The following is a 25,685-nucleotide window of genomic DNA, read 5'->3' as shown; positions in this document are numbered from 1 at the left end:
CTCGAACGCTATTCGCTGGGCGAATTAGTGCAAGTTCAAATTCCCTCTGCTATCCATATATAGAAGTATCCGTTGCATTATTGCCACTAAATCTATTGTATTACTTGCACAAATTGAACAACTATACATTTGCACAAATCGCACAATTGGTACATCTGCTTGTGCGCACTTACATAATGCGCGGACAGCCATCGGCATCCGGCCAATTGTCAGATAGATTCAATCAGAGAAACAGCCTGGGCGGCGGATGTAACAACTTCTGTGTTCATACCTTCTCTGAGCAATTCGATAGGGACGCGACCCTTGAGAAGAGGCGAGGGGCTGATCAGCCACAGCCAAGCCAGTCTGGGATCGGAGATCGAGGAAAGGACCTGCCTGATTCCGGGCATAGGCCTGCCGTCGATGAACTGAGCTAGGGGAAATACATGCTTACGGGAGCCTCTCCGAAAGGCAACCACATCATTGTGTTGCTGCCACCAATACAAAGTGGACCGAGGTATTCCAAAACGTCTCTCGAGATGCGTCGACCCCGCAACTGGACCGGCCCATTCTGCAATGCGCGCGCCTTCTCTCGGGCAATCTTTCAGAACCGGATGCCCGAGCGGATGATCGGCTGCCCGTGGTCGCGAAGCGATCTCACCCGCCTGGGCGTTTAGCCGTCGCGCTGCTTCGGCCTCGAGCCTACCAAGAAATTCGGCGGCCACGACGGTCAATTCGTTGGAAGGAGAACCAGAAGGCGCAACAGCAGCCTTGTCACCCTGCTTCGCCTCATCGCATTGGGCAAGAATGCGCTGCACCTCCCTCATGACAAAGCTTGAAAGCTCGGTCTGGCGCTTTTCATCCCCAAGATCACTCGACGCGGACATATCTGGCTTTCCCAATAGCATTCCCTCAGCAAGCCTCCGAAAGAGCGTTGAAGACATGAAGTTGGGGGGACGGCGATGTGTTGCGTTTTCGTATGCGCGCAACCTAGCAGCCGTCTTGCGGCTTCAACTTTTGCCTCTCAATAGAAAAGGGAAGAACATCAATTGACGACCGTCTTGCCCCCACGATCGAAACAGACGCACATCGCAGTGCACGCTTCACAGTGGGACGCTATCCGCGATGCTCATTTGTGCAAGTTTAAAGTTTAGCTTGCCAGCTTTATATAATTAGACGTTTCTTTTATGCAACACTTTTCCATTGTTACTTGCACAAATCGAACGTATCGCACATTTCGACGAACTGTACATTCGACAGCGACTTGGATGCTCGAATTTACTGGCGACATACATGCTTCACCGTTGCCGCATCGCATTGGCCAGGTGCACGGCACCTCCTTCATGACAAAGCTTGAAAGCCCGTCCTCGGGACGTTCATTTGCAAGATCACTCGAACCACTCATACGGGCTTCCCGGCAGGCAGAGCAGCTTTTATCCGGTGCCTCAGCGGACTATCTGCAGCCGAAGGACCACGCGCCGCGTCCTCTTCACCACCGACGTGCAGCCCCCCCTGATCACGCCAGTGGTATCGAGATCGAAGGAAGGTGTGGTATTTCGCTCATTGTAGGCACTCGAAGATATCTCCACAGGCCGCATGGGCGTTTGTCCTGCTAGCTGCAAGTATGCGCGACGTGGTGTTCAGTTCGCCAATATAATATTTTGGACGATACCATCGCGTTTGCAGATGGCCTTGTCCAATGGGGAACTGCGGCTGCTTCGACGCTCGCAAGGACGTCCGGAATGAAGCACTCCGCCGCGTCGCGAGTACGACGGACCCGATCGTCTCGCTTTTAACTGGTGGGACTTGATCTGCTTGATCAGATCTGGTGCGCCTCTTCTGGAACGGCCGCGGCCAGGATATCCTCGGTCCCCGACGACATATGCGCCCGCTTCTGGATAGCGCGTACCCCTTCGCTGAAGTCGCAGAATAGTCTAGCTGCGAGGTACCGAGGATCCAGTTGACCGCTGGAGCAGACCAGGAGACTGATCTTCTTGGAAGGCAAACCGCATCGGCGCCTTTACGCAATTGCTATCCTGGCGGCACTGGGCGACGCCTGCACTCCGGTGAGGTCTGTATAGACGTATCAGCAAAGACGAGCACCTGATGCCCCGAGCCGACCCAGTGCGTTGTTCTAGTAACGGCCAGTTGCAGGCCCATATGGGCGTTCGTGGGTTCCGGCAGCGGTCCAACTCTCGATTTGACAGCCGGAGCTGGTGAGGGATCCCCCGAGGACAGGCGCTTGCCCCGATGAGCGGCTCTGCGGAGGTCCCGCAAATCGTGCACACCAGCGTCGTCGGCGGGCTCGGGGCGACAGAGAAGAACGCTGTCACCGTGACGCCGTCGCGGGGAGAAAAGGGCACTCCTATCGGCCGCATCCTCACCGGGCAGGCTTTCGCCGGGATCGCTGTGGCATTGCAAAATTGTTATACTCTGTTGGCCCCACTGCCGATGCGGCCTCCCACTCGAAACCTCTGAAGGCATCAGGGCGAGAAGGAATGCGACGCTTCTTAAGCGTGTAAACCGGATCGTGCGGATGCGGTGCTCCAATAGGCTGTCGCGGGCCGAACCGTTCTGCTTCAATGACCGCTGGTGGGATCTGCTCCTCGAGCCAATCGTAGACCACTGTCCGTTCGGCAATCCGCCACTCCCCCTCCCTCTTGTGAAACAGATCGCAGTATCGGCCGCAGAGGAGCGCCTGGCGTACTTCTCCGTCGTTGTCCGGTCCGCGTTGCAGCGCGGTGAAATAGCTCTCGACCGCGGCCTCTGCCCGCCGATGAATTCGATCAGGACGTTTGTGATCTTATGGATGTTGCGGGGTCCGCTCTTGAAGACGCCGAGCGCAAACCGGATGAAGCCCTCTGCCGAGCCGCAATTTGCCCGGTGATTGTCATGCGCATCGGGCCAATACGCGCTGCGGAGCGCCGCTTCATCCGCGCGGTCTATTCCGCGGCAGTACCGATAGAGGCAGTCGCGGATCGCCTCGCGGTCGAGTAGTTCGGTAATTTTCGTCTGGTCCATCGGCTCTGTCGCAAATTCTGTGATTGGAAGAGGTGTTTCGCGAACCCCCGCCCTGCCGTTTGCGCCTCATGGGGAACACCTCGGCGCCGGGAATGCCCCCGCGGAGTTGGACGTGGACCGTGCTGGGACAGAGGTCGCGTGCCGTCCTTTCCAGTGCGGCCACATGGTCGACCCCATTCAAGCCCGCCAGACTCTTGGTTGAATGACGTCTGATTCAAAGCGTCAGCGGGTGAGTTCCAGCGCACGTTCAGGACAGGATCGCGCGCCTCGCGATGCACGCAGTTCCTCCCCTTCCGCAACTTCAACGTCACCAGGCAGGATGTAACCCTCGTCATCAAGCTTGAAGATGTCCGGCGCTTGCGCCGCGCATCGCGCGTGACCCTGGCATTTGGCCTTTTGGACGATGATGCGCATGGCGCTGCCTCCATTGTCTGTGCCCCGGCTCGGGGCGGGCCTAGGACCAGTCCAGGATCAAATTTTCGATCCCGAACACATGGCCGCCAGAGGTTATGGGTGCCGTACCCTGCTTGATCCTGAAAGCCGGGATGCGCGCCAGCCACTCCTCCAGGCCAATGACAATCTCCCGCCGGGCAAGGTGTGAGCCAAGGCAACGGTGGGGACCATAGCCAAACGCTGCGTGGCGGTTGTCCTCGCGCTCCAAATCGATCGTGTTGGGGCATTCGAATTCCGCCGGGTCACGATTGGCAATCATCGTGGCGCAGGAAACATAGTCCCCCTTCCGGATCGGCGCGCCTTCGAAGTCGATATCTTTCGTAGCCACGCGGATCAACTGAATGGGCGGATAGGCCCGCAGCAATTCTTCGGTTGCGAGCGGGATGCGGTCCGGTTCGCTCCGCAGCAATTGCTGATCTTTGAGGTTGCGCGCGAGGTACGCCAAGTCAAAGCCTATAGCTGCTGCGACCGTGTCGAGCCCAGCGACGAAGACAAGCACGCCGATGCCGCGGACTTGGGTGTCCGTCAGCCGGCGGCCCTCGACCTGTGCCTGCACGATAAAGGTCATGAAATCGTCAACCGCCTCCTGGCGGCGCATGGCTGCAAGTTCGTCGATGAATGCCACGATCGTCCGGGCAGCCACAGGTCGTTCCTTATCGTCGCCGTGGAGCAGATCTTTCCCCCAGCTGACGAATGTATCGAGTCGGTCATCGGGCAACCCCAGAAAGCGAAGAAAGGTGCTCACCGCGAAAGGAAAGGCAAAATCCTTCATTGCGTCGCAGCTTGTGCCCGATGCGACAATTCTATCGATCAGCATGATCGCTTGCTCGCGGACAGCCGGCTCCAACACCCTCACCCGCTTTGGCGAAAGCAGCGGACTGAGCAGTGAGCGAAAGACGCCATGGGCCGGTGGATCGAGCTCAAGCGGGATCGTCGGCCAGTTTTCACCCAGTATGGAGGAGAAGATGCTGCGATGGCTGGAAAAAGTCTCTGCGTCCTGCAGCACCTTCCGCTGGTCCGCGGCACGGGTGATGACCCAGGTACCCCGGCCATCTTGCGTGTTGTAGCGGGAGTAAAAGATCGGAGGCCCGTCATGTACGCAAGCGACAGCTGCGTGTGGATCCCCGTTGGGTGTTGGTGGCATCCCTGGCGATGTAAACAGGCTGAAGTCCCTCACCATTTCGGGCGGGACATGATCTGGAACGGGGTTGGTCGCCATTTTGTTTTCTCTACATTGGCGTTCATGGCTCGATTGAGATTGCACCGCTGTTCATAAAGTCGATTTCCAGCATGGGCACGTCTCTTGTCGGGCCCCTTCTAGATTCTGTCGCCTGATACAGCCCACCTGCACCAGCGCGGATGAGATCGGTTGCGAAGTCGATCAGAAGGGGCATCTCCGCCGCGCTGCGGTCATGAAGCAAAGCCGCCGCTTATCCCCGTTAGGGTTGAGAGGCTGATCAATCACCTCTGAGCTCCGTGACGCACTGCTGATGCCCTGCTGATCAAATTGTCGAAGCAAGTCGCGTGCCGGATAGGCGTACCCATGGCGCTGCACCAAGCAATGCCAGCCTGCACTAGGCCCGCCGCTGATGATCACCTGTCCATCATTCTTAGGACAACGTCCGACAACCGACATCCGTGGTCGGTTTGTCGAGTCCGCGACATCGGGCTGTTCGGCTTGGCTGCTCCTGCACAGCCTTCCGGTCGACGAGCGAGGAGATCGCTCGCACGGCCCGGATTGAGCAACGACGCGATCCAGCGCAAGGTTCGGGTGCGGTCCGACAAGACCCGGCCGCGCTTCCGCTTCGGTTCGGCGCTGATGGCATATGCGTTGTTGTAGCCGCTGCAAGGATTTCCCTCAGACGGCGATGCACTCGTGCGCACCGGTCCGGCGACGACTAGCTTGACCGTATCGATGCCGTCGATTCCGGCGTGCATCATCTGACCGTGCGTATGCGCTACGACGGCAAGCTTTTCCGCACATGGACCTAAATTTCCTCGCGAGCCGCTGTCGGAACGTGGTGCCGAGTCCTATGGCGGCCGGTTCAATCCGAGGGCCTGTCGGGCTCTACACATCCCTGTCGGTCGGACCGGGAACGCGTGGCAGACTCTCGGCCAGAAACCGCCAGTCGCTGCGCTCGCGTTCGCCTTCCTTGCGCGTGCCGAAGAACTGGATGATCATCTTGCCGTCGGCGCCATAGGCTTCAACGGACGTGACGTGACCGTCCCTCGTCGGCTTGCGCACGGCCCAGACCTCGCGGATGTGATGAGTCCTAAGATGCAGATGGAAGGTCTCGTCGAGCACATTGATCCGCGGCCCGATCTGCTTGACCGACTTGATCGGGCCGGAATGGATCTGGATGCAACCACGATTGCCGACAAAGCACATGATCGGCATCTCGTCTTCGGCCGCCTGTTGGAACAGGGCGCCAACGGCATCATTGTCGAGCAGCCAGGCGTAATCCTCGTCGGCCATACGCATCGCCTGGCAGCGGCTGAGCTTCAGTGTCTTCAACATATGGTAGAACTGATGCACGTCGCTCAGCCGGCTCCAGTGCTCGCGTAGGTCGTCGACCGTGGCGGCTTGGTCTGGACTCACTGCGTTATCGCGCGCCCCGCTCGCCTCGACCGATATGATCGGCTCCTGGTCGGAGGATACGAGCTCTGCCGCCAGATTCTGATAGGCGTGCAGGTTCGAGGCGGGCCTGAGATGTACTTTGTGCATCGCCTCGCCGGTGGCATCAAAGAATTGCAGGCTGCGGCGGATCTCGGCTCCCTCGCGCTTCTCGACGGCGAAGCCATACGCCCACGCTTTCGGGAAGATGCGCAGGTCGATCTCGTCGCCGAGCACCATGGCATGCGGGTTGCCGGTGACCACTTTGTCGTACACGCCGATCTTTTGGTGCACGGCACTTTGGTTGCGGGTGACCGCCATCACCTCGCCGACCGCTTCGAGGCCGGTCAGCAGATCATCGACGCGCGGCTCGATGCGCACCGCGCCGTGACCACAATGCGCCGCGACCAATTCGGCTTCCGAAATGCCCAATCGAGCGGCGAGATCATGCTCCCGGATTTTCGGATTGTCTTCGCACGCCCGCCGGATTTCGTCCGGCGACGGTTTCTCGCGCTGGTCCATGTCTTACCCCTGCTTCCACCTACGTGTGAGGATCAGCTGCCCTGCCGGTGAATCTTCAGCCGATAGGGCGCGCCGTAATGCTCGACCCTGATCTGCTGCTGGCCCGTGAACAAAGTGTCGCTGGACAGCGTGCGCACGTCGTCGCACCCGCGCGAAAACCGGGGGTGCTATCGGAGCGGCGACACCCGAGTGACACGAGCAGGCACATGCCGATGGAATCACATCGAGCCGGTCGGTGGCCACCGGGCGGTGGTGAGCGATTGTGGGTGTTGTCGCAATCGGCCAATCGGTCATTCGGATGCCACGGGCGGCGCTGCTTCGCCAAACAAAGCGTGTCTGACCCAGTCCTGACATGTTGCTCCCTTGCTTCGCCCCATCGATCGCGAGGGCACCCACGACACGATTGTGGATCGGCAGTCTCTTGCCGCCTCGCCAGTGGAGCTTCAAAAACCGTGCCAATTGCGCCGAAGCAAGCTCAGAAGAAGTCTTCTGTAATGGTCATTGGTTTAATGTGAGTTCAGCCAACAACTCAGGCCCAACATCCCGCGTGGCGGACCCGACAAACCCGACAGTACGTGTCGGTTGGCCGACACCTTCGCAGCAATGGACTCACAAGAACGACCGCAGTGTCAGAGATGCCGCGCTGTGTTGAAACATTTTTTCGCTTTGGCACGGTGCATGCAACGTGATGCGCAAGCAGGTCCCGGACTGAGGAGAATGGAGCCATGATTACGCTCACCGACAACGCTGTTGCCGCCATCAAGACTGCTCTTTCCCGCGCCAGCGAGCCGGCGGAAGGCTTTCGCATCATGGTCCAGGCCGGCGGCTGCGCCGGCTTCAAATACTTAATGGGCCTGGAGAGCGTGTCGCGCGAGGGCGACGCGATCACCGAGACAGATGGGATCAAGCTGTTCGTGGACGCGGGCTCCCAACCGCATGTCGCCGGCATGACCGTCGACTTCCTCACCGGGCTCGAATCTTCCGGCTTTGTCTTCGATAACCCCAACGCGCGCGAGAAGTGCGGCTGCGGCAAGTCCTTCAGTTGATCGCCCGAAGCGCCTGTGCGGGTCCATGAAGCGATTGCCGTTGACGGACTCATTTGCGGCAGAGGAGGCTTATATGGCCGGCACAACAGATGTCCCTGTCCTCAAGAACAAGGCAAGGTCGAAGCCGATCTTGGGACCGGCAATCGCTTCAGGTAGGATGCAAAGAACGTCGCCTCCCGAAACAGTTCGGTTCCTGGTGGCACCCAAGCTGCTGGCGGCCAAATCGCGCCGCTGCGCCAAATTCGGCTTATCGATAACGTTGTCGTGTTCGGGCGTCCTTACCTGCGGGCTGACGGCGGCGACTGCGGACTTGTCCGTGTCGACGCCGATCCGGTCTAAGTCAAACTCTCGGGCGTCCGCGCCGGCTGCCAGTTCGGGCCCATCATCATCAACGGCATGCGCCAGAGGCTCAATGAGGCGGTCGCACGCTCGCGTCATTCCGGTCAACTGAGGATCGCACATGAAACCTGTCTACCTCGACAACAACGCAACCACACGGGTCGATCCTGAGGTCGTGCAAGCGATGTTGCCGTTCTTTAGGGATCAATTCGGCAACCCTTCGTCGGCGCACGCTCTTGGCGCCTCAGTCAGTGCGGCGGTGAGAAAGGCGCGGACGCAGTTGCAAGCTCTGATCGGCGCGGAGTTCGACGATGAGATCACCTTCACCTCGGGTGGGACAGAAAGCGACAATGCAGCGCTTCTTTCGGCGCTCGAGGCGGCGCCCAACCGAACCGAGATCGTGACGTCCGCGGTCGAGCATCCCGCCGTGCTGACGCTCTGCGCGCATCTTGAGAAGACCCGCCGCGTCAAGGTGCACAGGATCCCGGTGGATTGCGGTGGCCGGCTCGACCTCGACGCCTATATGGCCGCCCTCACCCCACAGGTGGCAATCGTCTCGATAATGTGGGCGAACAATGAGACTGGTGTGATCTTCCCCGTGGCCAGGCTTGCCGAGTTGGCCAAGGAAGTGGGCGCCCTTTTCCATACCGATGCTGTGCAGGCGGTCGGCAAGCTTCCGATGGACCTGAAGTCGACCGCAATCGACATGCTGTCGCTCTCCGGCCACAAGCTGCACGGGCCGAAAGGGATCGGCGCGCTTTTCGTAAAACGTGGCGTCAACTTCCACTCGCTGATCAAGGGAGGCCACCAAGAACACAACCGGCGTGCTGGCACCGAGAATACGCCCGGCATAGTCGGGCTCGGCATGGCGGCCGAACTCGCCTTGAAATTCATGGACGACGAGACCACACGGGTAAAGTCGCTCCGCGACCGTTTAGAGGACGGGATTCTCCAGCGCATCCCAAGCACCTGTGTCACTGGAGATCCCCTGGAACGGTTGCCCAACACCGCAAACATCTCCTTCGAACATGTCGAAAGTGATGGAATTCCACTCCTCCTCAGCCACGTGGGCATCGCGTGTTCCTCCGGCTCTGCCTGCACCTCCGGCTCGCTGGAACCGAGCCATGTCCTGAGCGCGATGAAAACGCCACACGCGGCAGTCCGCTTCTCCTTGGCGCGGGACAACGGCGAAGCGGACGTCGACCGGGTGCTCGAGGTCATGCCGGCAATCGTGGAGAAGCTGCGTGGCTTTCCCAGTTCTGGGCCGGGTAAGCGAAACTCCGAAGACGTTCAATCCGGTCTATGCCTGAGCGGCAGCAGAACAGGCTACCGTTCATGACCCGTCATGTCTTTCTCAACGATACGACCTTGCGCGATGGCGAGCAGGCGCCCGGCGTCGCCTTTACCACGACGGAAAAGCTGGAGATCGCCGAGTCTCTTGCGGCGGCCGGCGTCACAGAGATCGAGATCGGCACGCCGGTCATGGGCGCCGACGAGATCGAAACAATTCGCGCCGCGGTCGCGCGACGTCTCCCGGTTCGGCTCATGGCCTGGTGCCGGATGACGTCGCTGGATCTCGATGCAGCGATCGAGAGCGGCGTCCACGCCATCAATCTATCGCTGCCTGCGTCGGACATCCAACTTGCCGCCAAGCTCGGCCTCGATAAGGCGGGAGCGCTCCAGGTCATCGAACGTATGGTCAGGCGCGCAGCCGCCGCCGGCTTCTTCGTCGCGGTGGGCTGCGAGGACGCCTCGCGGGCCAATCGGGATCATCTCGCCCGCGTCATCGAGACGGCTGCACGCGCCGGCGCAAGCCGCGTCAGGCTAGCCGACACAGTCGGCGTTCTCGACCCGTTTTCGACCTTCGAACTTGTCGCCCAGCTCGTGCCGCAGTCTCCAATCGACCTTGAATTTCATGCGCACAACGATCTCGGACTTGCTGCCGCCAACACGCTGGCCGCGATCCGCGCAGGCGCGCGCCATGCGTCCGTCACCGTCCTGGGGCTCGGCGAGCGTGCGGGCAATGCCGCGCTGGAAGAGGTGGCCGCCGCGATGGCGGTCCTCGACGGCGCGGATACCGGCATCGAGCTGACCGCATTGCCCGACCTCGCCGCCCAGGTGGCTTGGGCCGCCCGCCGGCAGACCGCGGCCATTAAACCGGTCGTCGGCGCCGATGTTTTCACGCACGAATCCGGCATTCACGTCGCAGGGCTGCTGAAGGACTCGCGTACTTATCAGGGGCTCGATCCGGCTCTCGTGGGCCGCTGCCGGCGTATCGTCATCGGCAAGCATTCCGGCGCCACTGCGATTGCCCATGTGCTGAGCGAAAGCGGCCGCGATCTCGACCCGGATCTGGCAGCCGCGATGGTGGCCCGCGTCCGGCGCGAGGCGGCCGAGACCAAATCGACCCTCACTGCAACTCAACTGGTCGAGCTCTACGATGGAATGTGCAGCGAGGCATCCCTCGCGGAGCTGTGCGGGTCCAGGTCAGCCGTGCGCGAGCGCACCGACACCACAGTTTTCCGACCAGGGAGAATGCAATGAATTGTTCCGCTGACAGCCGCCCTATCGATGTCACCGACATCCTCGCACGACTGAAGCGCCTGTCGGCTGCGGAGGAGTTCTTCGCAGTCCTTGGCGTCTCCTATGACCCGAAGGTGCTGAATGTCTCGCGGCTCCATATCATGAAGCGCGTGGGCCAATACCTTGCCGAAGAAGATTTCTCCGGTCTGCCCGACCAGGTGATTGCCCTGCGGGTGCGCGCGACGCTCGAACGCGCTTACGAGGATTTCGCGATTTCCTCGCCGCTCATGCATCGGGTCTTCAAGGTGCTCAAAGACCACGATCCGAACAAACCTGCCACGCCGGGCCGCACCTTTGTCCCGTTCGACTCCGTACTGAAGCGGTTCGGACAGGAATGACAGCGACACGAGTTGCGACGCGACAATGTCGAGAGGCCGACAAATCCGGTCATCACCACGGCGCCCTCAGAAGCAACCAACGAAGTTCTAGGAATAGGGGGCAGCGCAAAACAGTTGGCACGAATGATGCACACCAAGGAGATAACCGCCAAGCCCGCATCCGGACAGGAGCCTAGAGAAACCGCCAATGCACATCGTAATCTGTATCAAGCAGGTGCCGGACTCGGCACAGATACGGGTCCATCCGGTGACGAACACGATCATGCGCCAGGGTGTTCCGACCATCATCAACCCTTACGACCTGTTCGCCCTCGAAGAAGCCCTCAGACTGCGCGACGCCTATGGTGGCGAAGTCACCGTGCTCACTATGGGTCCGCCCATGGCAGAGGACGCGCTGCGCAAGGCGCTCGGTTACGGCGCCGACCGAGCGGTGCTCTTGACCGACCGCTATTTTGCCGGCTCCGACACGCTGGCGACCTCGTTCGCCCTTTCCCAGGCAATCGCGAAGGTTGGCGAGACGTTCGGCACGCCAGACCTCGTCTTCACCGGCAAGCAGACGATCGATGGCGACACCGCCCAGGTCGGGCCCGGCATCGCCAAGCGCCTCGGACTCCTGCAACTGACCTATGTCGCGAAGATCGCCTCTATTGACCTTGCTGCGCGCGAGATCAAGGTCGAGCGCCGCTCCGAAGGCGGCACACAGATGCTGAAGAGCAGGCTCCCTTGCCTGATCACCATGCTGGAAGGCACAAACGAGATCCGCCGGGGCTCGATCCAGGACGCCCTGTGCGCCGCGCGCAGCCAGGTCTTGAAATGGAGTGCGGCCGACGCCGGCATTGAGGATCTCACCAAATGCGGCCTGCGCGGTTCACCGACGGTGGTCAAGCGCGTTTTCGCGCCTCCTGCGCGAGCGGAAAAGGCGGCAAAAATCGACACCGCCGAGATGGCCTTGCGCGATGTCGCTGACGAACTCATCACGGCAATTTTCACCCGCCAGCCGGCATTGGAACATGAGCTCGCCTTCAACGGCGGCGCGTGAGAGGGCAAGGAGCAGACGATGTCGACCGCGAACCGAGAAACCCCTCGCCCTGCCGCCGGCCGTGCCGGCATAAAGAAGGAGCTGCCCGCGCATTTCAAGGACTACCGGCACGTTTGGGTTTTCATCGAGCTCGAACGCGGCCAGGTCCATCCCGTATCATTCGAACTGCTCGGCGAAGGCCGCAAGTTAGCAGACAAGCTTCAGGTCCAGCTTGCGGGCGTCGTGCTTGGACCGCCGGGAGAGGCCATCGGGAACGCCGTTGCCGAAGCGTTCGCTTATGGCGCCGACCTTGTCTACATCGTCGAGGCGCCGCTGCTCGCCGACTATCGGAACGAGCCATTCACCAAGGCGATGACGGATCTGGTCGATACCCACAAACCCGAGATCCTTCTTCTCGGTGCCACCACACTCGGCAGGGATCTTGCCGGCTCCGTGGCGACGACCTTGCAGACAGGGCTCACGGCCGACTGCACCGAACTCGATGTGGATACCGACGGTTCGCTCGCCGCCACCCGTCCGACTTTCGGCGGTTCCTTGTTGTGCACGATCTATACGCTCAATTTCCGCCCCCAGATGGCGACAGTGCGACCGAGGGTCATGCCCATGCCGCAGCGGGCGGATAAACCGGTCGGGCGTGTCATCCGGCACAAGCTCTCGGTAGCCGAGGACGAGATCGTTACCAAAGTCCTGGGCTTCCTGCCGGATAGTCAGTCGGCAAAGGCAAATCTTGCCTATGCCGACGTCGTGGTTGCGGGAGGCCTCGGTCTAGGCGCGGCGGAGAACCTGCAGCTTGTGAAGAATCTCGCGCGAGCAATCGGCGCCGAGCACGGCTGTTCGCGCCCGTTGGTCCAGAAGGGCTGGATGCCAGCTGATCGGCAGATCGGCCAAACTGGCAAGACCATCCGGCCGAAGCTTTACATAGCGGCCGGGATTTCCGGCGCCGTCCAGCATCGGGTTGGCGTCGAGGGGGCGGATCTCATCGTGGCCATCAACACCGACCCGAACGCGCCGATTTTCGATTTCGCTCACCTCGGGATCGTCACCGACGCGATCCGCTTCCTGCCCGCACTGACGGAAGCCTTCACCCGGCGGCTGTCGCCCCACAGTCGCGACAAGCTTGCGAGCTAAGGGATGGACATGATTGAGGAACAATTCGACGCCATTGTTATTGGGGCCGGCATGTCCGGAAACGCAGCTGCTTACACCATGGCCAGCCACGGCCTGAAGGTGCTGCAGTTGGAGCGGGGTGAATATCCGGGGTCCAAGAATGTCCAGGGTGCCATCATGTACGCGAACATGCTGGAGAAGATCATCCCGGATTTCCGGGACGATGCGCCTCTTGAGCGGCATTTGGTTGAACAGCGGCTTTGGGTGATGGACGACACGTCCCACACCGGGATTCACTATCGGTCGGACGACTTCAATGAGGCGAAGCCCAACCGCTACACGATCATCCGTGCCCAGTTCGATAAATGGTTTTCGCGTAAGGTGCGCGAGGCCGGCGCGACGGTTCTGTGCGAGACCACCGTGACGGAACTCATCCGTGACGCCAAGGACAGGGTGATCGGCGTCCGCACAGACCGGGCCGGCGGAGCCATCTACGCGGACGTGGTCGTCCTCGCAGAAGGTGTCTGCGGACTGCTTGGCACCCGGGCCGGCCTGCGCGAGATGCCGAAGCCGCAAACCGTGGCGCTCGCCGTCAAGGAAATGCATTTCCTGCCCGAAGAGGTCATTGAGCAGCGGTTCGGCGTCAAGGGCGATGAAGGCTGCGTGATCGAGGCGGTGGGCACGACCTCCCGCAGCATGGCCGGGCTCGGCTTCCTCTACACCAACAAGGAGTCGATCTCACTGGGCATTGGCTGCCTCGTCTCCGATTTCGCCGCGATGGTCGAGAGCCCTTACGTCCTCCTCGACGCCTTAAAAAGCCATCCTTCGATCCGGCCGCTGATCGCCGGCTCGGAAGTGAAAGAATATTCCGCGCATCTCATTCCCGAAGGCGGCTACAAGGCTATTCCGCAGCTCTTTGGCGACGGTTGGGTCGTGGTCGGCGATGCCGCGCAACTGAACAACGCCATTCACCGCGAGGGTTCGAACCTCGCCATGACCTCCGGCCGCATCGCGGCTGAGGCAATCATCGAGGTCAGGAGCCGCAACGGTCCTATGACCAAACGGAATCTCGCCCTTTACAAAGCCATGCTGGATAAGTCCTTCGTGGTCAAGGACCTAAGGAAATACAAAGACATGCCGGCCTTGCTCCACACCAATTCCTGCAATTACTTCACGACTTATCCGCGGTTGATGTCGCAAGCCGCGCAGAACTTCATGCGTGTCGACGGCACGCCGAAGATCGACAAGGAAAAGGCGACCACGGCGGCCTTCATCAAGGCGCGCTCGCGCTGGGGGCTGGTCAGCGACGCGGTCCGCCTTGCATTGGCGTGGCGCTGAGGGGAGACGAAATGACGATCGCAGTGACGAAGTCACGTGTCGAGGACAAGCTTTACCAGAACCGCTACTTGGTGGATTCCGGCCGTCCGCATATCAAAGTGCTACCGCACGAGAGGCCAAGCGCGAACTTGCTCGCGCTGACCCACGTCTGCCCGGCGAAATGTTATGAGTTGAACGACAAAGGTCAAGTGGAGATCACTGCCGACGGCTGCATGGAGTGCGGCACCTGCCGGATTTTGTGCGAGACCAGTGGCGAGATCGAGTGGAACTATCCACGCGGCGGCTTCGGAGTCCTCTTCAAATTCGGATGACCGAGGCACGCACCGTATCAACAGGGTCAATCTTGGTACACATGAGGTCGCGACCAACGCCAAGTCTATCTTTGCTGGAATCGCCTCGCAACGAAGAGAAGCTCGTGAATACTGTGCTTTCAGAATTCAGATACAAAAGGAGGAGCACTCTGGACGACAACCCCTGAGGTGTTTCCATGGCTCACGTACCCCAAGATCGGGTCGACGAGGTAGCACCTCGGGATACCCGCCCTGAACCGCCCATCAAAAGCATGCCCCAAGCAGATATCGCGCTCAGGGGACTCTACGAGATATCGAAGGTGCTGACCGCCCCCAGCGAGCTGGAGATTACGCTCGCCAATGTCATAAACGTCCTGCCTTCGTTTCTGCAGATGCGTCACGGAGCAATCGTCGTCCTGGACGCTGAAGGAGAGCCGGAGATTGCCGCAAGTGCCGGCAATACCCAAGCACCTCAAACAGGCACTCGCCGCGTCATACCACAGGCCGTAACAGATCAAATCGTCGCTACGGGGACGCCGCTCGTCATACCGGACGTGCACAAGTCCCAACTATTTCAGGCTGACCTTCAAACGTCTTCGAGCGGCGGAACGATCCCAATTGCCTTTATCGGTATCCCGTTAAAGGCTGATCATAAGATCCTTGGGACATTGTCGATCGACCGCGCCGGAGACGGCGCCACCGACTTTCGCGACGACGAGGACACATACTTCCTGACGATGGTCGCCAACCTTGTCGGCCGGACCATCCGTCTCCATCGCATCCTGCGTACAGATCGTCAGCTGTCTGTCCATGAGCAATTCAGACCGGAGAAATCGCCCAACGAGGCGAGGACCTACGACCCTGCCCGGCATGCGGATGTCAAAATCGACGGGATCATCGGGGAAAGCCCCGCACTCAAGCAGGTGCTCGAAACCGTCTCGGTCGTAGCAGGGACAAATTCCACCGTACTTCTGCGGGGTGAAAGCGGCACCGGCAAGGAATTCTTTGCGCAAGCCATCCATAAGCTCTCACGTCGGAGGAAGAAGTCTTTCGTCAAATTGAACTGCGCCGCACTGTCTGAAAGCGTTCTGGAGTCAGAACTGTTTGGGCATGAAAAGGGCGCTTTCACGGGTGCTATCTCCCAGCGCGCCGGTCGTTTTGAATTGGCAAATGAGGGAACGCTGCTACTTGATGAAATCGGCGAGATTTCCCCGGCCTTTCAAGCCAAGCTGTTGCGTGTCTTGCAGGAAGGCGAGTTGGAGCGAGTCGGCGGCACCAAAACGCTACAGGTCGACGTGCGCCTCATATGCGCCACCAACAAGGACCTCGAGACGGCCGTCATAAAAGGGGAGTTCAGGGCCGACCTTTATTACCGCATCAATGTGGTGCCAATTATCCTGCCTCCGCTCAGAGAGCGACCCGGCGATATTCCACGCCTTGCGAACGCCTTCCTCAACCGATTCAACAAGGAGAACGATCGCGCACTCGCCTTCGCGCCGTCGGCGCTTGACCTGATCTCGCAATGCTACTTCCCTGGTAACGTCCGCGAGCTGGAGAACTGCGTCCAAAGGACGGCCACACTTGCGCGTTCAAGGACGATCACTCAATCCGATTTCGCCTGTAAGAAGAGCCAGTGCCTTTCCTGGCTCCTCTGGAAGCGAGCCGACCGCTCGAATGGCGGCAATGCCATCGACGATCTCGCACGGGTCAACGCAGTGCCGGTCGGATTGCGGCTGCCGGCCAGTCGCATCGGTGTCTCCGCAGGCAAGGTATCTCCCCTTACGGCCGGCGATCCGAACGATCCCGCTTGTCCACCGCGTCTGACGGAACGCGACCGGCTGATCGACGCGATGGACAAAGCCGGGTGGGTTCAGGCCAGGGCGGCTCGTATCCTCGGCCTCACGCCGCGGCAAATCGGCTACGCCCTGCGCCGGCATGGCATCGAGGTGAAGAAATTCTAGACGTTGTGATGACGTCAAACGTAAGCCCGGAGTAGTCTCCCTCACACTCTGCGCGCCCAAGGCTGGTAGCCTTCGCGACCCGATTTGCTTGTCCACTGTCGGAAGCCCGACAAAGGTGTGTCGGAGCAATCCGACGGAATCCGACACGAAAGCCAATTCGTGAACCAAAACCGCTCTTTGAGCTGGCATAGCTCTTGCGGTTTGAACTGCGACATTCACCCAGCAACGGAGCCGTTCGATGTCCGCACCGGCAATTTCGCTTGAGAGCCTCAGCACGACATTCGATGACCAGTTGCTTGCCACCGTGAAAGCCGGTGGCTGCGCGTCTTCGTCCTGCGGCTCGTCGATAAAGCCGGACGACACGGATCCGGCTGTCTGGGAGAAGATCAAGGATCACCCCTGCTTTTCAGAAGAGGCGCATCACTATTTCGCGCGCATGCACGTCGCGGTCGCGCCCGGCTGCAATATCCAGTGCAACTACTGCAATCGCAAATATAACTGCGCCAACGAAAGCCGGCCTGGGGTGGTCTCCGAAAAGCTGACGCCCGACCAGGCGCTACGCAAGGTGGTCGCGGTCGCCAACGAGGTGCCGCAACTCTCCGTGCTCGGCATCGCCGGACCGGGCGATGCCTGTTACGACTGGAAGAAGACGAAGGCAACGTTCGAACGAGTCGCCAGGGAAATCCCAGACATCAAGTTTTGCATCTCCACGAATGGGCTCGCGCTGCCGGACCATGTCGATGAGCTTGCCGACATGAATGTCGATCACGTGACGATCACCATCAACATGGTCGACCCTGAGGTCGGTGCAAAGATCTATCCTTGGATCTTTTACGACCATCGCCGCTACGTCGGCATCGAAGCCGCCCGGATCCTGCACGAGCGGCAGATGTTGGGCCTGGAGATGCTGACCGCGCGCGGCATCCTCACCAAAATCAATTCGGTGATGATCCCCGGCGTGAACGATGAGCATCTGATCGAGGTGAATAGATGGGTCAAGGAGCGAGGCGCGTTCCTGCACAACCTCATGCCGCTGATTTCGGACCCGGCGCACGGCACGCACTACGGACTGAGCGGGCAACGCGGCCCAAACGCAATGGAGATGAAGGCTCTTCAGGATCGTGTCGAAGGCGGCGCCCAGTTGATGCGCCACTGCCGGCAGTGCCGGGCAGATGCCGTCGGCCTGCTCGGTGAGGATCGTGGCCAGGAATTCACACTCGACCGGATTCCCGGCGAGGTCACCTACGATGCCAGGAATCGCAAGGCCTATCGGGAGCTGGTCGCGGAGGAGCGCCGTGATCACGTGGCGGCTAGGAGAGAAGCGATCGGATTGGTCAAGGCAGCGAGCCCCGGCAAGTCCCTTCTCTTCGCGGTGGCGACCAAGGGCGGCGGCCGCGTCAATCAACATTTCGGCCATGCGAAGGAATTCCAGGTTTATCAAGCCTCGCCGAGAGGGATCAGTTTTGTCGGGCATCGGAAGGTGGAGCGGTATTGCCTCGGCGGCTGGGGCGGAGAAGCCGCCCTCGATGGCGTCATCGCAGCGCTTGAAGGCATAGATATCGTGCTGTGTGCCAAGATCGGAAATTGCCCGCAGGATCAGCTTGCGGACGCTGGAATCCGAGCCACCGACGCTTATGCCCATGACTATATCGAGACCGCAATCAGCTCGATTTACGCCGCCACGTGTGGGACCCCCGCACTCGCGGCGACGGCCTGAGTTGTCTCATCCATTCGGACCAGGAGTTAAAATGGCTTTCAAGATCATCGCATCCCAATGCACCCAATGCGGCGCCTGCGAATTCGAATGTCCCTCCGGCGCGATCAAGTTCAAAGGCGAGAGCTACGTGATCGAGCCGCACAAGTGCACCGAGTGCGAGGGGGTATTCGATGCGCAGCAATGTGCCTCGGTATGCCCGGTGCCGAAGACCTGCGTTCCTGCGTGACGGACATTGGGCTGCCGACATGGTCGGGGCTGCCTCCGCAGGACGCCTGGAACGCCTTTGTTCACAATCTGCAGCCTCAAGAGAAATCAGGGAACGGACATGTCGCTCGGACGCGAAGAGGAGGTCGAAATCCGCAGGCCTCCACGATTCATGCCGGGAGAGCGGGTACGTGCCACTCGCCACATAAAGAATGACGGCACCTATCCTGGCAGGGAGATCGGCGAAAATCTCGTGCGGAAGGGCGACGAGGGATATGTGCGCGACATTGGCACCTTTCTCCAGCAGTTCTTCATCTATGCGGTCGAATGGATCGACCGTGGCACAGTCGTCGGCATGCGAGCGCGTGAACTGATGAGCCTCGACAAAGCCGAGGCGCCCTGCAGTGCTGAAAGCAATACCAATGAAGGGACGGCCAGATGAAAGTCATGATCCGCAGGACCGATGCTGGCTTGTCGGCGTATGTCCCGAAGAAGGACCTCGAAGAGCCGATCATCAAGTTCGAGAAGGAAGAGTTGTGGGGCGGAACTGTGACGCTCAGGAACGGGTGGCGGCTCCTCCTACCCGATCTTCCACGGGATACGCGTCTGCCGATCACCGTCGAGGCAAGGAAAATTTCCGAAGAGGACTGATGCTGCCCCTTGATAGGTGCGTCGCGAGGAACGAGCATGAACACGATCCTGACATCGGGCCACCTCGTCATCGTGCGGGACAGTTTTGCCGAAAAGCTGCTTGACCTGGCGAAGGAAGCGCTCGCCGCCGATGAGGTGATCCCCTATCTCGGTCCGGGTCTTCTTGGGTTCAACTGTGCGGAACCGCCTGTGCCGCATACGCCGGAGCTCGTTGCCGCGGCACTCAATGCGCGGGCGCCAGCCCCTTCCAGGATCCGCACCAATATGTGGTCGGTTGCGCAGTTCATCGAACAGCGCCGGCATCGCCGGACGCTTCAAGCTTGGATGACCGACATATTCGCAGCGCCGGTGGCGCCGACCCTCCTCCACGCCTGGCTCGCAAGGCTGCCGCTCTCCCTCATCGTCGACAGCTGGTACGACGGCGCGATGCGCACGGCTCTCGTAGAGACCGGCCGAACGGACGTCGTTGAGATACAAGGCGTCACGCGGGCGAACGAAATCGGTAACATTTGGACGAAAACCTACGATTTGTCCGGGAGGGAACTCGACCCCCGATCGGGGGCAAAGACGGTTCTCTATACACCTCACGGGAGTATTAGGCCGGCGCAAAACTTTCTCGTCGCAGATTCGGACTATGTCGAAGTCCTGACCGAAATCGATATCCAGACACCGATCCCAGACGTGGCGAAGGAACGGCGCATCACCCGTGGATTTTTCTTCGTTGGCTGCCGCTTCAACGATCAGATGCTGCGCACCTACGCCAGGCAGATCATGAAGCGCTCCCGAGGTCCACATTGCGCGGTAATGGACGCGGAAACGCTGACCAGAAACGAAGCGCGTTTCCTTGCGGCAAGCGGAATCACGGTGATCGACATGCCAGTAAGTGAAGCCGCGGCTCGGCTTATAGAAACGCGCACTGCTGCAGGTGGTGGACAGGATTAACAATGGCGGGCCCCTTTGATGATTGGTCCTTCGGCTTGCCTCGAAGGCGCAAAATGCAGTCGGGAATACACCCGTGAGCAGTGATGCTATCGGCAGCGCAACGAACGCTCTGAATTCGTTGACCCATGTGGAAGCGGCGCGCTGGGGCCGGGATTTGAGTACGCTGTTGCGCATCACCCGTATGAATTTGCGGCATCCCTGGCAGGTCGCCTTCGCTATGGGCTCGACGATCATGGCGGCAATCCTCCAGTTGCTCATTCCCCAGCTTCTCGGCCGGGCTGTCGACCAGACGCAGACAGCCATCGGGGGCGGTGTCGCGGGGACCGCGGCAGGACAAGCGCTCTGGACCCCGGCTCTCCTGCTGCTCGCCGTCAGCGCGCTACGCGGCCTTTTCACGATGGCGCAAAACTATTTTGCCGAAGCCGTCGGGCATCATGTCGCGTACGAACTGCGGCTCGCCTACTACGACAAGATCCAGCGTCTCAGCTTTTCCTTTCACGACCGGGTCCATTCAGGCGATCTGATCACCATCGGAATGCTCGATCTCCAAGGCGTGCGGATGTATTTTTCCACCGCGCTCGTTCGCGTGCTCCTGCTCACCATGCTGATCGGGATCGGCGCCTACATGATGATCTCGACCGATCCCATGCTCGGCCTGGTCGCGCTGAGCTTCGTGCCTTTTGTCGCCTGGCGCTCATCGGCCACACAGCTTAGGCTGCGCGCCACCTGGCTCGACCTGCATGAGCGGCTTTCAGTACTAAGCCGCGTGATGGAGGAAAATCTCGCAGGCATCCGCGTGGTCCGCGCTTTTGCGGCTCAAGCCTATGAGATGCTGAAGTTCGACGGCGCTTCCAAGAACGCGCTCGACCTCGCCCACGACCGAGTTGACATCTACGTGCCCAGCACGTCGGCGATGACCTTGTCCTTCTTTTTCGCAATGGGATTGGTGCTCTGGATCGGTGGCAGCAAGCTCGTCGCTGGCGAGATAAGCGTCGGAACGGTGGCGACCTTCCTGACCTTCATGACAATCCTGCAAATGCCAGTCCGCCAGATCGGCCTCATGGTCAATGCCTTTGCCCGCGCTTCTAGCTGCGGTTCGCGGCTTTTCGGTCTCCTCGACCAGGAGATCACAATCAGGGATGCTCTCGAGGCCAGACCGCTCGAGATAAGCGACGGCACTCTGCGCTTCCACAATGTCTCGTTTGCGTACCCCAGCGCCGAAAACCGCGCCATTCTGAAGAACGTCAGCTTTGAGGCCCGTAGAGGCGAGACGATCGCGATCGTCGGTCCGCCGGGTTCGGGCAAATCGACGATAGCTCATCTGGTCCCCCGCTTTTATGATGTGACCGGTGGCGCCATCACGCTGGACGGCCAGGACATACGCAATGTCACCCTCGCGACGCTTCGCAAGGCGGTCGCCGTCGTACAGCAGGATGCATTCCTATTCACCACTACGATCGAGAACAACATCGCTTATGGCGATCCCTGGGCGAAGAGACAGCGAATCGAACGCGCTGGCGAATTCGCCCAGCTCCACAACTACATCCTCGGGCTCCCAGCGGGCTACGAGACGGTCGTGGGCGAACGCGGCGTCTCTCTCTCTGGCGGCCAGCGCCAGCGTCTCACGATTGCTCGCACCATGATGCTGCGCCCCTCCGTCGTCGTTTTCGACGACTCAACGGCCGCGATCGATGCCGGCACCGAGCAGCGCATCCGCGCGGCGATGCGGCGCTTCGCCAAGGATCGGGTGACGATCATCATCGCGCACCGGCTGAGTGCGCTTGTGCATGCCGATCAGATCCTTTTTGTCGATAACGGCGAAATCGTAGAACGCGGCACGCATCAAGAGCTTTTGGCGAAGAGGGGACGCTACAGGGCCCTTTACGATCTCCAGACGCGCCCGGGTAATGACAATATGACCCAGTATGGGGGCGCCCGCTGATGGCGCAGGGCCGCGCCGGCGAAGTCGAAGCCGAACGTGACGACGGTAGACGCCCTCCGCGCGCGGTTGTCGGCTCGCACCGCATCGAGGAGGAGATGTTCGGCCGGGCTTTCGACAAGAGCATCCTCCGGCGCATCTGGGCTTTCGTCCGTCCCTATCGGGCCAGGGTAGTCATCACGATTGCAGCAATGCTGATCTTCACCGGGACGCAGCTTCTCATCCCGTTGATCATCCGCTACGCGCTCGACCAGGGCATGAACCCGGCAAGGACCGATCGCTCAGCCCAGCTCGCGGCCGTCGGCGCGTTCGTTTTGGCGATTTTGGTCAATTTCGCTGCCGGCTACATGCAGGAAACCGTGGTTGGGAAAGTGGCCGAAACTGTCCTGTTCGACATCCGCCGCGCCATGTTTGGCCATCTGCAGAAGGTTTCGCTCTCCTTCATGGACAAGACCGAGGTCGGACGCCTCATGTCGCGCCTGCAAGGCGACGTCAACTCCATACAGGAATTCCTCGAAACCTCGGTATATTCCGTAGGCGATGTTGCGCTTCTCTTCGGCATCGTTTTCGTAATGCTGTGGCTCGACTTCCGCCTCGGCCTCCTGACGCTCTCGGTTCTGCCGGTCCTGGTGATCGTCCGCGTTGTCTGGCTGCCGCGTGCCCGCGACGCCTTCATGGCCGCACACGAGACTAATTCCGTCGTCAACGGCGCGCTGGCCGAAGCCATTCACGGCGTGCGCACCGTCCAGTCAATGGACCGCCAGCAGGTGAATTTCATCCTTTTTGACGACAAGGCCCATGCCAACCTCAGGACCCACCTGATCGCTGCCAAATATGCACTGGTCATGGTGCCTATCGTCGATGGCCTCACCGGCCTCGCCATGGCCGGCGTTATTGTGGTCGGCGGCTCGATGGTCATGAATGGCCGCATAGATGTGGGCGTATTGGTTGCCTACCTATTTTACATCCAGCGCTTCTTTGACCCGATCCGCTCACTCACCCTGCAATATTCGGTCATGCAGCGCGCCATGGCCTCAGGCAAGCGCCTGACCGATGTGCTCGACGTCAAGATCGATGTTCAGGACAAACCCAATGCCGAGGTGCTTTCGCCCGAAATGGACGGCTCGGTCGAGTTCAGGGACGTCACCTTCGGCTACAATCCGAACCGTTCGGTGCTGAAAAATGTCTCCTTCCGGGTCAATCCCGGCGAGACGGTCGCACTGGTCGGGCCGAGCGGTTCTGGCAAATCGAGCGCGATGGCCCTGGTCCACCGCTTCTATGATGTTCAGCAGGGCCAAGTGCTGGTCGGCGGACATGATGTGCGCGATCTCACCCAGGAATCGCTCGGCCGCCAAGTCGCCATGGTGCTGCAGGAGCCGTTCCTGTTCACCGGGACGGTCTTCGAGAACATTCGATACCACAAGACGGAAGCCACGCGCGACAAGGTGATCGAGGCCGCCAAGGCGGTCGGCGCCCACGACTTCATAATGAGCCTCGCCGACGGGTATGAGACCCAACTTGGCGAACGCGGCGACAACTTATCTCTCGGCCAGCGCCAGCTTATCAGTTTCGCCCGCGCCCTCGTCGCCGACGCCAAGATCCTCGTGCTCGACGAAGCTACCGCCAACATCGACAGCTACACGGAAATGCAGATTCAGAAGGCTCTGATAAAGCTGCTTGAAGGGCGCACTGGCCTCGTCATCGCCCACCGTCTTGCCACGATCCGGGGTGCCGACCGCATCATCGTGCTTCAGAATGGCCAAGGTATTGCGACTGGCAACCACGATCAGCTAATAGCCATGGGGGGCCTGTATTCCAAACTCTACAATCTCAACTACGCCTCCTTTGACGATATTCCAGAACACGATACGACCGTACAAGCCGGCTCCCAGACCTGACGTCTTGGAGGCCTTGTGGTACTGACATTGACTTCGGGCGTGCCGGCGAACCGCAGACGAGGAAGCAGGCAGCATTCATGCAAAGCACTCGCGCGGATCGTGAAGACCGGCTGCGAACGATTTCCTCCAGCGTCGTTATCCGACCGCGGTGCACGCCGCGACATCGGGCGAACTCGCTCCAGGTGGTGTCGCTCGGCGTAGCAAAGCCGCTCGCGAGCGCGCCCTCAACAGCGCCGTAGCGAGTGACGGCTTTGCTACCGCCGAGCCGCTGATGAAGCTGGATGCGGGAGCCGCCACCGGCGCCGGCCCGGTCGAGAAGAACCTCTTGCGGCGGGCTATGGGCAACGACTAGCGCGAGCGCGACGAGCAGATGCGTGCCGGCATCGTGACGCGCTCGGCCATCATCTCCTTAGGATCGTGCAGTCTCACACCGTGCCCAGATGCCGGCCAACGCACAAACCTGGTAATCTGTGCCGCCGGCTCGTCGTCAGTTTGGCCTCCCTACGATTTCCCAATCCCCACCACGTGCACGCTCGAGCAATGTGAGGGAGCGCTGTTACAACGATTTACCTTCGGATCAGACCGCGAATTTCATGGTCAGCCAAGCCGAGCCATGATTTCGGATTGAATGGTCGTCGCGGTGTATAGGGAAGCATCTAGCGGCAGATTCCCAAATGCCAGTTGACAAAGAAGGTAGTTAGCACCTGCCTCTTCCAACTGACTGAGCAGAGCTTCTCGCACAGACGCTGCTGATCCTACCACGCACAATTCACTCTCGACTGCCGCATCGAAGGTCAGCGGCAGGTTGGGTGGAGTGGGGATAGCGTTAAGCTCGTAAAGGAATTGGAAGCTCTTGAGCCATCGTTCGTAAGCAGGTGCCGCGAGCGAATAGGCATGTGTGTCACAACGCCCAACCACGACCATGCGGAGCAATCCAATAAATGGCGCTCGATCGCCCGCGCCAGCGTTGTCCTCTTGATAGGCGCGGAACGCATCAGTAGTTTTGCGAACAGAAGAGGAAGGTCCTACACACGCGATATTTGCTCCATTCGCAGCGGCCCAGGCTGCGGACTCGGGTCGATTGGCGGCGACCCATGTCGGCGGATGTGGACGCTGATGAGGTCTTAGCGTCAAAGGAACGTCATTGAGCTCAAAATGGCGGCCTTGATAGCACAGCGTGCCAACCTTCATGGCATTAACAAGTATTTCAACAAGAATTTCGCTGGCTTCCGCATAGCGGCCCGGCACCGCGTGCGCACCAATCCCGAAGTAACCCAATTCGATCGGGAGAGCACCGCGCCCTATGCCCAGTTCGAGCCTGCCACCGCTCAACTGGTCCAGCATACAGATCTCTTCGAACGCACGCAGTGGATGATAAAGCGCAAGCAGCATCACCAAGGGTCCGAGACGCAGGCGCCGGGTGCGCTGGGCGACGCTCGATAAGAACAGATTCGGCGATGGACCTCTCCCATGGGGGGTACAGTGGTGCTCGGCGAGATGATAGGCATAGAACCCTAGCTGATCGCACGCCTCTGCTAATATCAGGCGATCTTCGTACTGCCGGGCGATATCGAGGCCGTCCTCGTCCAGATGATCGAAGATGCCGAAGGCTAGGTTTGAAGGAAAGACGTTTGTCACTCGATTGTCCCCGATTTTAAAGAAAAATGTTGTCGTGCTTGGGTGACCAAGCAAGTCTAAAGATAG

Annotated in this window: 24 protein-coding genes and 1 pseudogene; 17 read left to right on the top strand and 8 right to left on the bottom strand. The window is 60.1% G+C overall.

Annotation, left to right across the window (positions count from 1 at the left end):
- Positions 1–209: 209 nt before the first annotated feature.
- The 6 genes and pseudogenes from NKH43_RS25395 to hemP all read right to left on the bottom strand — a co-directional run bounded on the left by NKH43_RS25395 (position 210) and on the right by hemP (position 6,726).
- Entirely contained in the window at positions 210–866 is a 657-nt protein-coding gene (locus NKH43_RS25395) for an antitoxin Xre/MbcA/ParS-like domain-containing protein (RefSeq protein WP_352596149.1), read from the bottom strand.
- A 1,493-nt stretch (positions 867–2,359) separates the two neighbouring features.
- Positions 2,360–3,000, bottom strand: a pseudogene (locus NKH43_RS25390) (nuclear transport factor 2 family protein).
- Between the two features lie 222 nt (positions 3,001–3,222).
- On the bottom strand, positions 3,223–3,414 hold the full coding sequence (locus NKH43_RS25385) for a ferredoxin (RefSeq protein WP_352798048.1): 192 nt from the start codon (positions 3,412–3,414) through the stop codon (positions 3,223–3,225).
- Positions 3,415–3,454: 40 nt separating this feature from the next.
- A complete protein-coding gene (locus tag NKH43_RS25380) occupies positions 3,455–4,672 on the bottom strand; it encodes a cytochrome P450 (protein ID WP_352860342.1) in 1,218 nt (405 codons plus the stop codon).
- Positions 4,673–5,521: 849 nt separating this feature from the next.
- Entirely contained in the window at positions 5,522–6,589 is a 1,068-nt protein-coding gene (locus NKH43_RS25375; protein ID WP_352480502.1) for a hemin-degrading factor, read from the bottom strand.
- Between the two features lie 32 nt (positions 6,590–6,621).
- Positions 6,622–6,726 (bottom strand): hemin uptake protein HemP, encoded by a 105-nt coding sequence (gene hemP / locus NKH43_RS25370; RefSeq protein WP_023678236.1) that lies wholly within the window; start codon positions 6,724–6,726, stop codon positions 6,622–6,624.
- Between the two features lie 588 nt (positions 6,727–7,314).
- Here hemP and NKH43_RS25365 point away from each other — a divergent pair.
- On the top strand, positions 7,315–7,635 hold the full coding sequence (locus NKH43_RS25365) for a HesB/IscA family protein (protein WP_023678237.1): 321 nt from the start codon (positions 7,315–7,317) through the stop codon (positions 7,633–7,635).
- A 69-nt stretch (positions 7,636–7,704) separates the two neighbouring features.
- Here the strand turns inward: NKH43_RS25365 and NKH43_RS25360 are convergent, their stop codons facing one another.
- Positions 7,705–8,082 (bottom strand): hypothetical protein, encoded by a 378-nt coding sequence (locus NKH43_RS25360; protein WP_352860340.1) that lies wholly within the window; start codon positions 8,080–8,082, stop codon positions 7,705–7,707.
- Between the two features lie 13 nt (positions 8,083–8,095).
- Between NKH43_RS25360 and nifS the strand changes: the two genes are divergently transcribed.
- From nifS to NKH43_RS25280, 16 genes are all read left to right on the top strand, one after another.
- Positions 8,096–9,313, top strand: coding sequence for a cysteine desulfurase NifS (gene nifS, locus NKH43_RS25355; RefSeq protein ID WP_352860338.1), 1,218 nt, complete (start codon positions 8,096–8,098; stop codon positions 9,311–9,313).
- Positions 9,310–10,518 carry a homocitrate synthase gene (nifV, locus tag NKH43_RS25350; protein WP_352860337.1) on the top strand — a complete coding sequence of 403 codons (1,209 nt, stop codon included), beginning with the start codon at positions 9,310–9,312 and terminating at the stop codon, positions 10,516–10,518. Before nifS ends, nifV begins: the two co-directional genes overlap by 4 nt.
- Positions 10,515–10,895, top strand: coding sequence for a nitrogenase stabilizing/protective protein NifW (nifW, locus tag NKH43_RS25345; protein ID WP_352860336.1), 381 nt, complete (start codon positions 10,515–10,517; stop codon positions 10,893–10,895). Before nifV ends, nifW begins: the two co-directional genes overlap by 4 nt.
- Before the next feature lie 187 nt (positions 10,896–11,082).
- Entirely contained in the window at positions 11,083–11,934 is an 852-nt protein-coding gene (locus NKH43_RS25340; RefSeq protein ID WP_352466656.1) for an electron transfer flavoprotein subunit beta/FixA family protein, read from the top strand.
- Between the two features lie 18 nt (positions 11,935–11,952).
- Positions 11,953–13,062, top strand: coding sequence for an electron transfer flavoprotein subunit alpha/FixB family protein (locus NKH43_RS25335; protein WP_352860335.1), 1,110 nt, complete (start codon positions 11,953–11,955; stop codon positions 13,060–13,062).
- 9 nt (positions 13,063–13,071) lie between these two features.
- A complete protein-coding gene (locus NKH43_RS25330) occupies positions 13,072–14,379 on the top strand; it encodes an FAD-binding protein (RefSeq protein ID WP_352860409.1) in 1,308 nt (435 codons plus the stop codon).
- Between the two features lie 11 nt (positions 14,380–14,390).
- Positions 14,391–14,690 carry a ferredoxin family protein gene (locus NKH43_RS25325; protein WP_352480510.1) on the top strand — a complete coding sequence of 100 codons (300 nt, stop codon included), beginning with the start codon at positions 14,391–14,393 and terminating at the stop codon, positions 14,688–14,690.
- Positions 14,691–14,866: 176 nt separating this feature from the next.
- Positions 14,867–16,630: a nif-specific transcriptional activator NifA gene (gene nifA / locus NKH43_RS25320; protein ID WP_352860334.1), complete on the top strand. Its 1,764-nt coding sequence runs from the start codon at positions 14,867–14,869 to the stop codon at positions 16,628–16,630.
- A gap of 238 nt (positions 16,631–16,868) precedes the next feature.
- Positions 16,869–18,347 (top strand): nitrogenase cofactor biosynthesis protein NifB, encoded by a 1,479-nt coding sequence (gene nifB, locus NKH43_RS25315; RefSeq protein WP_352860333.1) that lies wholly within the window; start codon positions 16,869–16,871, stop codon positions 18,345–18,347.
- Between the two features lie 31 nt (positions 18,348–18,378).
- Positions 18,379–18,573, top strand: coding sequence for a 4Fe-4S dicluster domain-containing protein (locus tag NKH43_RS25310; protein WP_352457023.1), 195 nt, complete (start codon positions 18,379–18,381; stop codon positions 18,571–18,573).
- A 99-nt stretch (positions 18,574–18,672) separates the two neighbouring features.
- Positions 18,673–18,993 carry a nitrogen fixation protein NifZ gene (locus NKH43_RS25305; RefSeq protein WP_031256099.1) on the top strand — a complete coding sequence of 107 codons (321 nt, stop codon included), beginning with the start codon at positions 18,673–18,675 and terminating at the stop codon, positions 18,991–18,993.
- On the top strand, positions 18,990–19,202 hold the full coding sequence (gene nifT, locus NKH43_RS25300) for a putative nitrogen fixation protein NifT (protein WP_352623411.1): 213 nt from the start codon (positions 18,990–18,992) through the stop codon (positions 19,200–19,202). Before NKH43_RS25305 ends, nifT begins: the two co-directional genes overlap by 4 nt.
- 36 nt (positions 19,203–19,238) lie before the next feature.
- The gene (locus NKH43_RS25295) at positions 19,239–20,144 is read left to right on the top strand and encodes an SIR2 family NAD-dependent protein deacylase (RefSeq protein ID WP_352860332.1); all 906 of its coding nucleotides are present in this window, start codon (positions 19,239–19,241) and stop codon (positions 20,142–20,144) included.
- 73 nt (positions 20,145–20,217) lie between these two features.
- A complete protein-coding gene (locus NKH43_RS25290) occupies positions 20,218–22,086 on the top strand; it encodes an ABC transporter ATP-binding protein (protein ID WP_352860330.1) in 1,869 nt (622 codons plus the stop codon).
- Entirely contained in the window at positions 22,086–23,981 is a 1,896-nt protein-coding gene (locus NKH43_RS25285; RefSeq protein ID WP_352860328.1) for an ABC transporter ATP-binding protein, read from the top strand. Before NKH43_RS25290 ends, NKH43_RS25285 begins: the two co-directional genes overlap by 1 nt.
- Positions 23,982–24,129: 148 nt before the next feature.
- Positions 24,130–24,333 (top strand): hypothetical protein, encoded by a 204-nt coding sequence (locus NKH43_RS25280; RefSeq protein ID WP_352860326.1) that lies wholly within the window; start codon positions 24,130–24,132, stop codon positions 24,331–24,333.
- A gap of 245 nt (positions 24,334–24,578) precedes the next feature.
- On the opposite strand, the gene NKH43_RS25275 is transcribed toward NKH43_RS25280, so the two are convergent.
- Positions 24,579–25,619 (bottom strand): LLM class flavin-dependent oxidoreductase, encoded by a 1,041-nt coding sequence (locus tag NKH43_RS25275; RefSeq protein WP_352860324.1) that lies wholly within the window; start codon positions 25,617–25,619, stop codon positions 24,579–24,581.
- Positions 25,620–25,685 lie beyond the last annotated feature (66 nt).

It is taken from the genome of Mesorhizobium sp. M1163, assembly GCF_040318415.1.
Taxonomy (GTDB): Bacteria; Pseudomonadota; Alphaproteobacteria; order Rhizobiales; family Rhizobiaceae; genus Mesorhizobium.
The sequence above is the reverse complement of the archived record's forward strand: the minus strand, read 5'-3'. Positions and strand labels throughout refer to the sequence as shown.

Excerpts from the sequence above, each read along its gene's own strand:
- NKH43_RS25375 (WP_352480502.1), bottom strand. The coding sequence starts at position 6,589 with ATGGACCAGCGCGAGAAACCGTCGCCGGACGAAATCCGGCGGGCGTGC.
- NKH43_RS25305 (WP_031256099.1), top strand. The coding sequence starts at position 18,673 with ATGTCGCTCGGACGCGAAGAGGAGGTCGAAATCCGCAGGCCTCCACGA.
- NKH43_RS25385 (WP_352798048.1), bottom strand. The coding sequence starts at position 3,414 with ATGCGCATCATCGTCCAAAAGGCCAAATGCCAGGGTCACGCGCGATGC.
- nifT (WP_352623411.1), top strand. The coding sequence starts at position 18,990 with ATGAAAGTCATGATCCGCAGGACCGATGCTGGCTTGTCGGCGTATGTC.
- NKH43_RS25395 (WP_352596149.1), bottom strand. The coding sequence starts at position 866 with ATGTCCGCGTCGAGTGATCTTGGGGATGAAAAGCGCCAGACCGAGCTT.
- NKH43_RS25340 (WP_352466656.1), top strand. The coding sequence starts at position 11,083 with ATGCACATCGTAATCTGTATCAAGCAGGTGCCGGACTCGGCACAGATA.
- nifV (WP_352860337.1), top strand. The coding sequence starts at position 9,310 with ATGACCCGTCATGTCTTTCTCAACGATACGACCTTGCGCGATGGCGAG.
- NKH43_RS25330 (WP_352860409.1), top strand. The coding sequence starts at position 13,072 with ATGATTGAGGAACAATTCGACGCCATTGTTATTGGGGCCGGCATGTCC.
- NKH43_RS25380 (WP_352860342.1), bottom strand. The coding sequence starts at position 4,672 with ATGGCGACCAACCCCGTTCCAGATCATGTCCCGCCCGAAATGGTGAGG.
- nifS (WP_352860338.1), top strand. The coding sequence starts at position 8,096 with ATGAAACCTGTCTACCTCGACAACAACGCAACCACACGGGTCGATCCT.
- nifB (WP_352860333.1), top strand. The coding sequence starts at position 16,869 with ATGTCCGCACCGGCAATTTCGCTTGAGAGCCTCAGCACGACATTCGAT.
- nifW (WP_352860336.1), top strand. The coding sequence starts at position 10,515 with ATGAATTGTTCCGCTGACAGCCGCCCTATCGATGTCACCGACATCCTC.
- NKH43_RS25285 (WP_352860328.1), top strand. The coding sequence starts at position 22,086 with ATGGCGCAGGGCCGCGCCGGCGAAGTCGAAGCCGAACGTGACGACGGT.
- NKH43_RS25295 (WP_352860332.1), top strand. The coding sequence starts at position 19,239 with ATGAACACGATCCTGACATCGGGCCACCTCGTCATCGTGCGGGACAGT.
- NKH43_RS25335 (WP_352860335.1), top strand. The coding sequence starts at position 11,953 with ATGTCGACCGCGAACCGAGAAACCCCTCGCCCTGCCGCCGGCCGTGCC.
- NKH43_RS25325 (WP_352480510.1), top strand. The coding sequence starts at position 14,391 with ATGACGATCGCAGTGACGAAGTCACGTGTCGAGGACAAGCTTTACCAG.
- nifA (WP_352860334.1), top strand. The coding sequence starts at position 14,867 with ATGGCTCACGTACCCCAAGATCGGGTCGACGAGGTAGCACCTCGGGAT.
- NKH43_RS25310 (WP_352457023.1), top strand. The coding sequence starts at position 18,379 with ATGGCTTTCAAGATCATCGCATCCCAATGCACCCAATGCGGCGCCTGC.
- NKH43_RS25365 (WP_023678237.1), top strand. The coding sequence starts at position 7,315 with ATGATTACGCTCACCGACAACGCTGTTGCCGCCATCAAGACTGCTCTT.